Source organism: Macromonas nakdongensis, from assembly GCF_002837145.1.
Classification (GTDB): domain Bacteria; phylum Pseudomonadota; class Gammaproteobacteria; order Burkholderiales; family Burkholderiaceae_C; genus Macromonas_B; species Macromonas_B nakdongensis.
Genome location: NZ_NWMV01000026.1, coordinates 1 through 12,131, shown reverse-complemented (window position 1 = coordinate 12,131; position 12,131 = coordinate 1). Strand labels below are relative to the sequence as shown.

At 68.1% G+C, this 12,131-nt stretch carries 13 protein-coding genes; 6 read left to right on the top strand and 7 right to left on the bottom strand.

Going from position 1 to position 12,131, the window contains the following annotated elements; translation table 11 throughout:
• Window positions 1–1,027, bottom strand: a 1,027-nt coding sequence (locus tag CON77_RS04940) for a M48 family metalloprotease (RefSeq protein WP_157826846.1), incomplete at its 3' end; no start/stop codon positions are given.
• A 52-nt stretch (window positions 1,028–1,079) separates the two neighbouring features.
• Between CON77_RS04940 and moaC the strand changes: the two genes are divergently transcribed.
• The 4 genes from moaC to CON77_RS15825 all read left to right on the top strand — a co-directional run bounded on the left by moaC (window position 1,080) and on the right by CON77_RS15825 (window position 4,589).
• Window positions 1,080–1,562 carry a cyclic pyranopterin monophosphate synthase MoaC gene (moaC, locus tag CON77_RS04935; protein WP_101048031.1) on the top strand — a complete coding sequence of 161 codons (483 nt, stop codon included), beginning with the start codon at window positions 1,080–1,082 and terminating at the stop codon, window positions 1,560–1,562.
• 26 nt (window positions 1,563–1,588) lie between these two features.
• Window positions 1,589–1,720 (top strand): hypothetical protein, encoded by a 132-nt coding sequence (locus CON77_RS15695; protein WP_255408167.1) that lies wholly within the window; start codon window positions 1,589–1,591, stop codon window positions 1,718–1,720.
• A 20-nt stretch (window positions 1,721–1,740) separates the two neighbouring features.
• Complete coding sequence (locus CON77_RS15340) at window positions 1,741–1,956, top strand: hypothetical protein (RefSeq protein WP_198552270.1); 216 nt, start codon at window positions 1,741–1,743, stop codon at window positions 1,954–1,956.
• Between the two features lie 578 nt (window positions 1,957–2,534).
• Window positions 2,535–4,589 carry an HD domain-containing phosphohydrolase gene (locus CON77_RS15825; RefSeq protein WP_500778833.1) on the top strand — a complete coding sequence of 685 codons (2,055 nt, stop codon included), beginning with the start codon at window positions 2,535–2,537 and terminating at the stop codon, window positions 4,587–4,589.
• Here CON77_RS15825 and CON77_RS04925 read toward each other — a convergent pair.
• The 3 genes from CON77_RS04925 to CON77_RS04915 all read right to left on the bottom strand — a co-directional run bounded on the left by CON77_RS04925 (window position 4,562) and on the right by CON77_RS04915 (window position 7,319).
• The gene (locus tag CON77_RS04925; protein ID WP_101048030.1) at window positions 4,562–5,701 is read right to left on the bottom strand and encodes an HD domain-containing phosphohydrolase; all 1,140 of its coding nucleotides are present in this window, start codon (window positions 5,699–5,701) and stop codon (window positions 4,562–4,564) included. The genes CON77_RS15825 and CON77_RS04925 overlap by 28 nt on opposite strands.
• Window positions 5,702–5,826: 125 nt before the next feature.
• Window positions 5,827–6,678, bottom strand: a complete 852-nt coding sequence (locus CON77_RS04920; protein WP_101048029.1) for a 3-hydroxybutyryl-CoA dehydrogenase — start codon at window positions 6,676–6,678, stop codon at window positions 5,827–5,829.
• Between the two features lie 95 nt (window positions 6,679–6,773).
• Window positions 6,774–7,319, bottom strand: coding sequence for a phasin family protein (locus tag CON77_RS04915; protein ID WP_101048028.1), 546 nt, complete (start codon window positions 7,317–7,319; stop codon window positions 6,774–6,776).
• Between the two features lie 218 nt (window positions 7,320–7,537).
• Here CON77_RS04915 and CON77_RS04910 point away from each other — a divergent pair, with 218 nt between their 5' ends.
• Window positions 7,538–8,005 carry a CopD family protein gene (locus CON77_RS04910; protein WP_101048027.1) on the top strand — a complete coding sequence of 156 codons (468 nt, stop codon included), beginning with the start codon at window positions 7,538–7,540 and terminating at the stop codon, window positions 8,003–8,005.
• A 36-nt stretch (window positions 8,006–8,041) separates the two neighbouring features.
• On the opposite strand, the gene CON77_RS04905 is transcribed toward CON77_RS04910, so the two are convergent.
• Together CON77_RS04905 and CON77_RS04900 are read right to left on the bottom strand one after the other, a co-directional pair.
• The gene (locus CON77_RS04905) at window positions 8,042–10,714 is read right to left on the bottom strand and encodes a bifunctional acetate--CoA ligase family protein/GNAT family N-acetyltransferase (RefSeq protein WP_101048026.1); all 2,673 of its coding nucleotides are present in this window, start codon (window positions 10,712–10,714) and stop codon (window positions 8,042–8,044) included.
• Entirely contained in the window at window positions 10,711–11,304 is a 594-nt protein-coding gene (locus CON77_RS04900) for a DUF502 domain-containing protein (RefSeq protein WP_101048025.1), read from the bottom strand. Before CON77_RS04900 ends, CON77_RS04905 begins: the two co-directional genes overlap by 4 nt.
• Before the next feature lie 97 nt (window positions 11,305–11,401).
• On the opposite strand from CON77_RS04900, the gene CON77_RS04895 reads away from it, so the two are divergent.
• On the top strand, window positions 11,402–11,764 hold the full coding sequence (locus CON77_RS04895) for a hypothetical protein (RefSeq protein ID WP_198552268.1): 363 nt from the start codon (window positions 11,402–11,404) through the stop codon (window positions 11,762–11,764).
• Window positions 11,765–11,788: 24 nt separating this feature from the next.
• Here CON77_RS04895 and CON77_RS04890 read toward each other — a convergent pair.
• On the bottom strand, window positions 11,789–12,131 hold a 343-nt coding region (locus CON77_RS04890), incomplete at its 5' end, for an SAM-dependent methyltransferase (RefSeq protein ID WP_500778832.1).

Sequence of the window (12,131 nt, the reverse complement as noted above, 5' to 3'; positions counted from 1 at the left end):
CGGCGGCCAGGGTGGCGGCGTAACGCTGACCCAGGGTCTGGGCATCGGCCTTGGGGCTGTTCTGGGACGCGCCCTGGGCGGTCACCAGGGCACGCAGGCGGTCCGCATCGGGTTCGGCCAGCACCCGGGCGCGGGCCGACATCATGGCGTGGTAGGCGGGCGACACCGGGGCGGGGGTGGTCCTGACCGGCGGCGCTTCGCCGTGCGGCACCCGGGCCCGCATGTCGGCCATGCGCTCGGTGGTCAGCGGGTGGCTGCGCAGGTAGGGGAAAGCGCCATCGTCGTTCAGGCGTGAGGCCTGCTGCAGCTTGTCGAACATGCTCACGAAGCCGTGGCCGTCAAAACCGGCGTCGGTCATGACGCCGAACCCGACCCGGTCGGCCTCGCGCTCCATGTCGCGCGAAAAATTCAGCTGGGTCTGCGCCGCCACCGCCTGGCCGCCGACGATGGCGGCATTGGCGATGTCGACGTTCTTGGCGGCGTTGGCCGCCAGCGCGCCCAGGATCATGGACGCGATGATCCACGGCGCCTGCCGGCTCTGGCGGGCGATCAGCCGGGCGATGTGGCGCTGGGAAACGTGGCTGAGTTCGTGCGCCAGCACCGAGGCCAATTCGTCCGCCGAGGCGACCGTGGCCAAGAGTCCCAGGTGCACACCCAGGTAGCCGCCCGGCAGGGCAAAGGCGTTGACGCTGCGGTCGCGCCCGAGCATGATGTCCCAGGCGAATCGCTCGGCCAGTTCGGGCGAAAGGTCGCCGCGCTGGCGGGCGGCGTCCACCAGGGGGCGCCAAAGGGCCTGCAGGTAGCCGTCGAGCACCGGGTCGTCCAGGTAGTCCGGATCGCGGTAAATGGCGCGGGCGATTTGGTCGCCCAGGCGGCGCTCCTCGCTCAGGGTCAGGTCGCTGCCATCGCCCAGGGCCGGCAGTGCCCGCGCGGGCAGGGTCTGGGGCCAGCCCAGGGAGGGCGGGGCCAGCCACAGGGGACCGGCCAGCAACAGCGGCCAGCAACGGCGGACAAAACGCAAGCTCATCCCCGTATGATGCCTGCATCCTGTAAAGATTCCGTTTCCCTGCCCGAGTCCCATGACGTCATCGCCCCTCACCCATTTCGATGCCCAAGGCCAGGCCCACATGGTGGACGTGGGCGCCAAGCACGCCACCCACCGCGTGGCCGTGGCCCAGGGCCGCATCGCCATGCAGCCCGCCACCCTGGCCCTGGTCACGGCCGGCACCGCCAAGAAAGGCGATGTGCTGGGCGTGGCCCGCCTGGCCGGCATCATGGCCAGCAAGAAGACCAGCGACCTGATTCCCCTGTGCCACCCGATTGCCCTGACCCGGGTGGCGGTGGAGTTCGAACTGCAGCCCGAGGCAAGCGCGGTGCTGTGCCGCGCCACCGCCGAGTGCACCGGCCCCACCGGGGTGGAAATGGAAGCGCTGACCGCGGTGCAGGTGGCCCTGCTCACCATTTACGACATGTGCAAGGCCGCCGACCGGGGCATGGTGATCTCCGACGTGAAGCTGCTGGAGAAGCACGGGGGCAAATCGGGCAGCTTCGTGGCCGACTGATAGCGCAGCCAAACCGGGAGGGCACCGTGAAACGATTTCCGCTTCAAGTCCATGTGTCCACCCTGTTTTTGCTGCTGATCTTGGTCGTGGGCGCTGCCCTGGCCGCGGTGGGCCACTGGATGTCCACCCGAATGATGACCGGTGTGGCCCGGACCTGACCCACCGCATCACCCGCGAGTTGGAAGGCGCCTTCCTGCGCGTGGTGGAACCGGTGGAAACGGCGGTGCATTTGGTGCAGCACGAAGCCCTGGTCACGGCCCGCACACAGGAAGAGCGCATGCGCGGCGTGCCGATGCTGCGCTCCGCCCTGGACCATGTGCCGGCCCTGGCTTCGCTGTACATCGCCTACCCAAACGGCGACTTTTTCTTCGTCCGCCACCTCAAGACCGAATAAGAGCGTTTGCGCCTGCGCGCGCCCGAGGGGGCCCGCTACGTGGTACAAAGCATCGACCGGCGCAACACCGCCCGCCCGCGCGGTCGGTACATTTACCTCGATGCACGACTGCGCCTTCTGAGCACGCAGGACAAGGCCGATTACCCAGGCCAGTACGACCCGCGCGGACGCACCTGGTACCGGACGGCCCTGTCTCGCCCCGGGGCATCGCTGACCAGCCCCTACCTGTTCTTTTCCGACCGCCAGGTTGGCATCACGATGGCAATGCAGCATCCCCGTTACCCGGGCGTGGTGATCGGGGCCGACATCCAGTTGCAAACCCTGAGCGCCCTCCTGGCCCGGCAGAAGGTCACCCCCCATTCCCAGCTGGCCCTGGTGGATGGGCAAGGCACCGTGTTCGCACACGAAGACACCATCAGGCTGGTGCGCTTGAGCGTGGCCGACCCGGAGAAACCGGAGCTGGCCAACCTCGACAACTTCGGGATGGAGATCCTGGCGACCATCGCCCAGACCATCGATCTGACCAGCGTGGCGCCAGACCGCGGGCTGCGCACGACCCTGAACACCCCGGCCGACCTGTGGCACGTGTCGGTGGACGCCCTGCCTCTGGACGTGGGCACCCCCCTTTACCTGGTCATGGCCACGCCCGACGGCGAACTGCTGGCCCAGGCCCACACACAGACACGCGTGGCCGCCTGGGTCACCCTGCTGATCGTGGTTCTATCGGTGCCCATCACCTGGCTGATCGCGCACCGCATTGCCCAACCCATCATGACCCTGGCCCAGCACGCCCTGGACATCAGCCGCTTTCGCTTCGATCGCCCCATCCGCTTGCGCACCTGGATTCTGGAGGTGGGCACCCTGGCCGCGGCCATGACCAAACTCAAGAGCACGGTGCAACGGTTTCTGGACCTCAGCGGGGCCATCGCCGCCGAACACAATTTCGACCGCTTGCTGCCGCGTCTGCTGACCGAAACGCTGTCGGTGGTGGAAGCGCCAGCGGGCGTGCTGTACCTGTACGACGGTCAAGGCCTGCGCCCCGCCTGTGCCCAGCAGTACGATGGGGCCCCATTGACGCCGGAGGCCTTGGCCCGCATGCCGACGTTGCCGCTGCCCACCGATACCCAAGGGCAACTGCGCCCCGACCCGACGAGCCTGGGGCCCGCACTGTCGCAGGCCTTGCAGCGGGCCTGTGTCGTCACCATGCCCCTGCACGCCGACGACATCCGCGTCCTGCGCCTGCCCGAAGCCCTGCACCGCGAGGCCGCCCTGCATGTGGTGGCGGTGCCTCTGCTCAACCGCCAGCGCGACCTGACCGGCGCCATGGTACTCCTGGCCGTGGAGCCCTCGGACGAAGACCGGGTGACCTTTATCGGAGCGCTGTCGGGCACGGCCGCGGTCACGCTGGAAGCCCAGGCATTGATCCGGGCGCAGAAAGACCTGTTCGAATCGTTCATCCGCCTGGTGGCCAACGCCGTCGATGCCAAGAGCGCGTATACCGGCGGCCATTGCGCCCGCGTTCCCGAACTGACCCATTTGCTGGCGCGGGCCACCTGCGCCGTGCAGCACGGCCCTTACCGCCATTTCCATTTGAACGAGGATGGCTGGGAAACGCTGCGGATCGCCGCCTGGCTGCACGACTGCGGCAAGGTCACGACCCCGGAACACGTGGTGGACAAGGCGACCAAGTTGGAGGCCATCTACAACCGCATCCACGAGGTGCGCATGCGTTTCGAGCTGCTCAAAACCGAGGCCGAGGTGGAGTGTCTGCGCCGCATCCTGGAAGGGGGCGACCGACAGGCTGCAGAGGTCGAACTGGCCCAGACCTGGCGATCGCTGGACGAGGATTTCGCCTTCGTGGCGCGCTGCAACCAGGGGGGGGCGAAACACTCGCGCCGGACGACGAACAGCGGCTGGCCCGGATCGCACAGCGCACCTGGCGCCGCACCCTGGACGACCGCCTGGGCCGATCGGCCGAGGAACTGCAACGCCTGGGCTCCACCCCAGCCTCCCCCCTGCCCGTGCGGGAACCCTTGCTGGCAGACCGCCCCGAACACCGCATCGAGCGCCCCGTGCACGACCGCATGCCCGCCGACAACCGGTGGGGGTTCCGCATGGCCGTGCCCGAATTGCTGTACGACCAGGGCGAACTGCACAACCTGCGCGTGGGGCGAGGCACCCTCACCGAAGAAGACCGCTACAAGATCAACGAACACATCGTGCAGACCGAAATCATGCTAAGCCAGTTGCCGTTTCCGCGGCACCTGCGGCGGGTGGTGGAGGTGGCGGCGGGACACCACGAACGCCTGGACGGGACCGGCTACCCCAAAGGCTTGGCCGCCGACCAGCTCAGCACCGAGGCGCGCATGATGGCGATCGCCGACATCTTCGAGGCCCTGACGGCCTCGGACCGGCCCTACAAGTCGGCCAAGCCGCTCTCCGAGGCCCTGCGCATCATGGCCCGGATGCGCGACGAGCGCCACATCGACCCCGATCTGTTCGAGATTTTTGTGTGCGAGGGGGTGTATCTGAGCTATGCCCAGCGCTTCCTGCAGCCCGGGCAGATCGATGCGGTGGACATCGACGCCCTGGGGCTGGCGCGGACTCAGACCTCCACGTCGGCGTCGGTGTAGCGGGCGCGGATGGTCAGGATTTGTTCCAAGTGGTCGTGCACCGCCTGCACACAGGCGGGATCGAGCTGGCCGGCGGCAACCATGCGGTCCAGCTCGCCCAGTGCATCGGTCGGCGACCAGACCTGCTTGTAAGGCCGGCCGGCGGTGAGCGCATCGAAAATGTCGGCCACGGTGACGATGCGGGCCTCCACCGGCACCGCGTCACCGCGCAGACCGCGCGGGTAGCCCGAACCGTCCAGGTACTCGTGGTGGCAGTGGACGATGTTGCGCAGGACCGTGGAGTCGGGCAGGCGCCGGTGCTCGCCAGTGCCGACGATGCGGTCGATGATTTGCACCCCCTTGTCGACGTGGGTGTGCATGACGACCCGCTCCTCGGCGTCGAGTTTGCCGGGCTTGAGCAGCACCTTGTCGGGGATGCCGATCTTGCCGATGTCGTGCAGCGACGAAAACAGGTACACGCTTTCAACGAACTCGTCGTTGAGCCCGTAGCGCGGCGCCACCGCCTGGGCGATGATGCGCGAGTAGCGTGCCATGCGCTCCAGGTGGGTGCCGGTTTCGAAATCGCGCACCTGCGCCAGTTCGCGCGCCACGCGGGTGGCTTCCAGCACGGCGCGCACCGCCGCCAGTTCCCCCGCAATGGCCATGCCGATCAGGTTGCTGTAGAGCACCAGGTCGCGCTGCACCTCAGGGGTGAAGGCATTGCCGTGCATGGAGTCGAAAAACACGAAGCCCAGCAATTGACCGCCGTCGTACAGCGGCACGGTGAAGGAGGACTGGTAGCCCTGCTCCCGCAGCCACACCGAGTGCGCGGTGTCGGAGCGGATGGCCTGGGCGATGTCGTCGAGCACCCGAAACTCGCCGCTGCGCGCCAGCGCGCTGAGCGATGCGCTGTCGGCCAGCTTGTATTCGTAACCGCTGATCGCCCGCCCGGCGCGGGTGCTGTTGATGAAGGTCTTGAGCGTGTCGTCCTGGGCCTCGTACAGGGCGCAGGCGATGCGGTCGACCGACGGCACCGACACCAGCAGGTGCTGGTGCAGCGCGTCCAAGCGCTGTGTCAGCGTTTCGGTCTGCTGGTTGAGGCTGCTCAACAGACTTTGGGGGTTGACGGGCATAGACGCGTCTTCAATCGATGAATTCGGAATTCGAATTTTACACATCAATCGATTTTTGACGATTTTCCCATTTTCGGCACAACGCCCCGCCCTGCGCCGAAGGGGGGCGCCGCCCCCCCTGACACTCAGTAGCTGTACACGCCGCGGCCGGTCTTGCGGCCCAGCCAGCCCGCGGCCACCATTTCCTTCAACAGCGGGCAGGGGCGGTACTTGCTGTCGTTGAACTCGGCGAAGTAGACGTTCATCACCGCCAGGCACACGTCCAGACCGACCAGGTCGGCCAAGGCCAGCGGGCCGATGGGGTGGTTGCAACCCAGCTTCATGCCGTTGTCGATGTCTTCGGCACTGGCCAGGCCCTCGGCCAGCACGAAGAAGGCCTCGTTGATCATGGGCACCAGGATGCGGTTGACCACGAAGCCCGGGGCGTTCTTCACCGTGATTGGGGTCTTGCCCAGCTTCAGGGCCAGGTCGCGCACCGCGTCGTGGGTGCTGTCGCTGGTCTGCAGGCCGCGGATGATTTCGACCAGCGCCATCATCGGCACCGGGTTGAAGAAGTGCATGCCGATGAAGCGGTCGGCGCGCTGGGTCACAGCGGCCAGTTGGGTGATGCCGATGGAGCTGGTGTTGGTGGCGACCAGGGTGTCGGCGGGCAGCAGGGCGTCGAGCTGGCGCAGGATCTTGATCTTGAGCTCCATGTTCTCGGTGGCGGCTTCGATCACCAGTTGCGCGCCCTTCAGATCGTCGTAGCTGGTGGAGCCCTGGATGCGTGCCATCGCCGCGTCCTTGTCGGCGGCGCTGATCTTGTCTTTCTTGATCAGGCGGTCCAGGCTGCCGGCCACGGTGGCCACGCCTTTTTGCACGGCGGCTTCGCTGATGTCGACCATGACGACGCGGATGCCGCTGACGGCGCAGGCCTGTGCGATGCCGTTGCCCATGGTGCCGGCGCCAACGATGCCGACGGTGAGGATTTCGCTCATGTGTGTTCCTGTGACGGTGAAAAGTACGCCCATGATTATCGGCACAAAAAAAGCCCCGGGCCGAAGCGCGGGGCTGGTGCGGGGCGCTGAAAGAATCAGGCCTTGGCGGCTTTCACCGGCTTGCCGGCGCTCAGGGCGCTGGTGGTCACGGCATTGAAGTTGGCTTCGGCCAGCTCGGTCGCCTGCTTGACAGCCTTCTGCACCGACTCCATGGCGGAGGTGGCGGTGGACATGGCGTTCTTGACGGCTGCCACGGCGGACTCGGAACCCTGGGGGGCGTTCTTCACGGCGCTGTCCACGGCGGCGACGAACTGCTTCTGGGCGTCAGCGGCTTGGCCTTCGGCCACTTTGCCGAATTCGGCGCCCACGCCAGCGGCGATGTCGTACAGGTGGCGGCTGTAGGAAGCGGCTTTCTCGGCCAGGGGCTGCAGTACGGTGCTTTGCAGGGCAACCAGCTCTTGCACGTCCTTGACGCTCAGCAGGGCCTGGGTCTGGGCGGCGCTCTCGGTCAGGGTGGCCTTGGCAGCTTGCAGGTTCAGTTCGTTCAGCTTTTCGACGCTGGCCAGGGCTTTGCTGCTCAGATCGAACAGGGTGGCGACTTGGGCTTTCTGGGCGGCGAGGATTTGTTCAACGGTCAACATGGCGGTACTCCTTGAAAAAAGGTGGGTGACACAAACAGTAGCGCGCCGGTGCGACAAACAGATGACAGTTTTGTCGGCTTATGCTGCGCTGCAACATGACCCCAAGTATACGGGGCCAGCGCCGGATTGCAAGCTTTTTTGTTGCGGCGCAGCAAAAAAGCCACGGCGCCGCGAAAGCTGTTATGGTGCGGTCCCTTGCACTTTGAGAATCACCGCCCATGCTGTACGCCGCCTTGAAAACCCTGCACCTGCTGTCCATCGTCGTGTGGGTCGGGGGCATGGTGTTTGCCCATTTCTTCCTGCGCCCGGCCGTGGCCACACTGGAGCCGCCGGTGCGCCTGCGCCTGATGCACGAGGTGCTGGGCCGCTTCTTTCGGGTCATCACCCTGCTGTCGGTGCTGGCGCTGTTCTCCGGCGGCTGGATGATGGGCCAGGCGGCCAAGGCCGCGGCGCAATCGGGCGGCGGGTTCAGCATGCCGCTGGACTGGACGGTGATGTCCGTGCTGGGCACGCTGATGGTGCTGATCTTCGGCCACATCCGCTTCGCCCTGTACGGGCGTCTGGGTCGGGCCGTGGCCGCGTCCGACTGGGCCGCTGCCGGGACCGCCCTGGGCACCCTGCGCCAGTGGGTGGCGGTGAACCTGGGCCTGGGCCTGGGCATCGTCGCCTTCACCCTGCTGGCCTGAGCGCCCGCCCCCGGACAGGCCGGGGGCTGCGCCGCCTCAGGCCCGGGGTGGCGTCTGCAGCGGCAGTTCCACGTGCCGCAGGTCGGCGTCTTCGGGATGCACCTGCACGCTGAAACCCAGCCGCTGGGCCAGCCCGAGCATGCCCTTGTTCTCGCGCAGCACGGTGCCGACGATGCGCTGGGTGCCGTTGGCGCGCAGGTAGCGCACCAGCTTGTCCATCAGGATCCAGCCCATGCGCTTGCCCTTGAGGTCGGAGCGCACGATCACACCGAACTCGGCCGCGTCGTTGTCGGGGTCGCAAATGCCGCGCACCACGCCCAGGGTTTCCTCGCGCCCGTCGGTCAGCGGCAGCGTGGCGACGAAGGCGATTTCGCGGTCGTAGTCGATCTGGGTCAGGCGCGCCAGTTCGGTGTGCTCGATGCTGCGCCGGGTGTAGAACACGCGCAGGCGGATGTCTTCGGGCGTCAGGCGCTGGAAGAACTCGAGGTGCTGGGCCTCGTCCTCGGGGCGGATCGGGCGCAGGGTGAGGGTGCGGCCGTCGTCCCAGGGCAGGGTCTCGATCAGGTCCTGCGGGTAGGGCTTGATGGCGAAATGTGCGGCGCCGGCCGGGCGGCTGCGGCACAGGCGCACGCGCGCATCCAGCACCAGGGCGCCGGCGTGGTTCACCACCAGGGGGTTGATGTCGAGCTCGGCGATCTCGGGCACGTCGGCCAGCAACTGCGAGATCGCCACCAGCGCGTGGGTGATGGCGCCGCGGTCGGCGGCGGGCACGTCGCGGTAGCCGCGCAGCAGCTTGGCCACGCGGGTGCGGTCGATCAGCGCTTCGGCCAGGGGCACGTTCAGCGGCGGCAAGGCCAGGGCGCGGTCGGCCACCACCTCCACCGAAACACCGCCCTGGCCGAACAGGATGACCGGACCGAACAGCGGGTCGATGCTGGCGCCCAGGATCAGCTCGTGGGCGTGCTCGCGCCGCACCATGGGCTGCACGGTGAAGCCTTCGATGCGCGCGCCCGGCTGTCGTTCGGCCACCCGCTCCAGCATGGCCTGGGCGGCCTGGGCCACCTCGGCTTCGTTGTGCAGGTTCAGGCGCACGCCGCCCACGTCGGATTTGTGCGTGATGTCGGGCGAGAGGATCTTGAGCACCACCGGGTAGCCGATGGTGTCGGCGGCGTAGACCGCGGCCTCGGGCTCGGGCGGCACCACCCGCGTCGGCGTGACCGGGATACCGGCCAGGCGCAGCAGCTCCTTGGCCTCGGGCTCGGTGAGGATGTCGCGGCCATCGGCCAGCACAAAGTCCACCAACTGGCGGATGGCGGGCAGGTCCAGGCCGCCATTGAGCGGCGCCGCCGGCGGGGTCTCCATGAGTTCGGCCTGGTGGCGGTGGAACTGGCGCAGGAAGGCAAAGGCCCGCACCGCCTCTTCGGGGGTGTCGTAGTCGGGCACGCCGCCGGCGCGGAACAGGGCGCGCGCTTCGGCCACGGCGCTGTGGCCCAGCCAGCTGCCGAGCACGCGCGGCGGCTTTTCCTGCGCCAACGGCAGCAGGGCCTGGGCAATCTCGGTGCTGGGCACGATGGCGGTGGGCGCCTGCACGAACAAGATGGCGCTCTGCCGGTCCTGGCGCAGCAGGCGCAGGGCATCGACGTAGCGCTGGGCCGGGGCGTCTCCGATGATGTCCACCGGGTTGGCGCGCGACCAGTTGCCGGGCAGCACGGCGTCGAGCTGTTCGACCAGCTCCGGCGCCAGCGGGGCCAGTTCGACCTCGGCGTAGGCGGCGGCGTCCGCCGCCATGACGCCAGCGCCGCCGCCGTTGGTCAGCACGATCAGGCGTTCGCTGCGGTTGTCGCGGAAGCGCGCCAGCAGCTCGGCTGCCATGAACAGGTGTTGCAAGGTGTACACCCGCAGCATGCCGGCGCGGGAAATGGCGGCGTCGAAGACCTCGTCCGAGCCGGCCAGCGCGCCGGTGTGCGAGGCCGCGGCCTTCTGCCCCTGGGCCGAACGCCCGGCCTTGACCAGGATGACCGGCTTGTTGCGCGCCGCCGCCCGCGCCGCCGACATGAATTTGCGCGGCGCGTCGATCGACTCGACGTAGAGCAGGATGGCGCGGGTTTTGGGGTCGCTGCCCAGGAAGTCGAGCATGTCGCCAAAGTCCACGTCGGCGTGTTCGCCGAGAGAAACGAAGTGCGAGAAACCGATCTGGCGCGAATTGGCCCAGTCCAGCATGGCGGTGACCAGCGCGCCCGACTGCGAGACGAAGGCGATGGAGCCGGGCGCCGCGTCGGCGTGGGCGAAGCTGGCGTTCAGACCCAGGTGTGGCACCAGCATGCCAATGCAGTTGGGCCCGAGGATGCGCAGCGTGTGCGCCCGGGCCGCGTCCAGCATGGCCTGTTTCTGGGCAGCGCTCAGGCCGGCGGTGACCACGACCGCCGCCTTGGTGCCCTTGGCCCCGAGCTCGGCGATCAGGCCCGGCACCGTGGCCGGGGGGGTGCAGATCACGGCCAGGTCGGGAGCCGCCGGCAAGGCCTGGACCGAGGGCCAGACCTGTGCCTCGCCCAGGTGCTTCAGCCGCGGATTCACCGGGTACAGCGCGCCCCGGTACGCCCGCGCCAGGTTGTTCCAGACGGTGGCACCGACGCTGTGGGCGCGGTCGGAAGCGCCGAAAACGGCGACGCTGCGGGGAGCAAAAAGGCGGTCGAGGTTGCGGATCGTCATGGGGTGTTGCGGTGGGCCATCCAGGCGATGAGGGAAGAACGCATGGCTTCTTCCACCGACATGTCGATGGGGGTGAGCCAGTCGCGCGGCACGAACAGGGTGTAGCCGCCGATCATGTAACCCATGGGCAGGTAGACCGCGACGCGGTCACCGGGCAGGAAACCCGGCGGCAGGCCGCGCAGGTGGTTGCGGGTGATCAGGCCCACCACCTCCAGTTCCTGGCCGGGCAGGCGCAGGATCACCACCTGCTGGGCGTCGCCATCCTGGTGCTGGGGGGAAAAATAGTCGGCAAAGCTCTTGAGCGAGGAGTAGATGCTCTTGACCACCGGGATGTTGGTGAAGGGCAGTTCGACCCACGACAGCAGGCGCGCGGTGAGGCGGGTGGACAGGAGGAAGCCGATGAACACCGCCGACCCGGTGCCGAGCAGCAGCCCCAGGCCTGGCAGGTAGAAGTCGCCCACGAAGGGGCGAATCAGGCGCATGGCCAGCGCCTCGGACCACACCACCAGGGCGTACAGCAGGTAGACCGTCAGCCCGAGGGGCAGGAGCGCCATGAGGCCGCGCAGAAAATACTGCCAAAGTGGTTTCATGGGTTTGAATCGCGGGTGATGGCCCAATGTAAGAGAAGATGCGTGACGGCGGCGTGAAGCCCCATTGTGCGCGATGGAGGTCGCGCGGAAAGCGAAGATGCAAGAGATACAACGGTTTGTCTGGGGCCTGCTGGGTGCGGTGGTGCGCACGGCCCTGTGGCTGTTCACCGCGGTGCTGGCCCTGTGCCTGCTGGGTCTGGCCCTGGTGCTGCTGATGCTGGGCGTGCTGTGGGCGCTGCTGCGTGGCCGGCGGCCGACGGCACCGGTGTTCGTGGGCCGGTTCCAGCGCTACGCCACCGAACGGGTCTGGCCCGGGGCCAGCGGCCGCGCCGGGCCGGGCGCGGAAACCGCCGAGGTGGTCGATGTCGAGGTGCGCGAAGTGAACGACCCCGACGCCCCGCCCCCCGCCCCCGGCAACCGCCCTGGCAGCAGGCGCCTGGACGGACCCGACCGGTCCTGAGCGCACGCCCAGGGGCCCTGGGCCTCAGCCGCCTGCCTTGAGCCCCAGCGCCGCCTGGTACAGCGCATTTTTCGGCCGGCCGGTGATGTCGGCACACAGGCGCGCGGCACTTTTCACCGGCAGTTCGGCCAGCAGCAGCCCAAGCACCCGCAGGGTGTCCGCGTCCAGGCCATCGGCCTCGGCCGCGCGCACCGGCTGGGGGTGCAACACCAGCGCGAATTCGCCCTTGGCGCGGTGCGGGTCGGCCGCCAGCCAGGCCGGCCAGGCATCGCAGCGCAGGGTGGTGGTGTCCTCGAACTGCTTGGTCAGCTCCCGGCCCACGGTCAGGCGGCGTTCGCCCAGCGCGGCCAGGTCGCGCGCCAGCGCC

Coding starts and splice junctions, on each gene's coding strand:
- moaC (WP_101048031.1), top strand. CDS start 1,080: ATGACGTCATCGCCCCTCACCCATTTCGATGCCCAAGGCCAGGCCCAC.
- CON77_RS04925 (WP_101048030.1), bottom strand. CDS start 5,701: ATGCCCGTCAACCCCCAAAGTCTGTTGAGCAGCCTCAACCAGCAGACC.
- CON77_RS04920 (WP_101048029.1), bottom strand. CDS start 6,678: ATGAGCGAAATCCTCACCGTCGGCATCGTTGGCGCCGGCACCATGGGC.
- CON77_RS04915 (WP_101048028.1), bottom strand. CDS start 7,319: ATGTTGACCGTTGAACAAATCCTCGCCGCCCAGAAAGCCCAAGTCGCC.
- CON77_RS04910 (WP_101048027.1), top strand. CDS start 7,538: ATGCTGTACGCCGCCTTGAAAACCCTGCACCTGCTGTCCATCGTCGTG.
- CON77_RS04905 (WP_101048026.1), bottom strand. CDS start 10,714: ATGACGATCCGCAACCTCGACCGCCTTTTTGCTCCCCGCAGCGTCGCC.
- CON77_RS04900 (WP_101048025.1), bottom strand. CDS start 11,304: ATGAAACCACTTTGGCAGTATTTTCTGCGCGGCCTCATGGCGCTCCTG.
- CON77_RS04895 (WP_198552268.1), top strand. CDS start 11,402: ATGCAAGAGATACAACGGTTTGTCTGGGGCCTGCTGGGTGCGGTGGTG.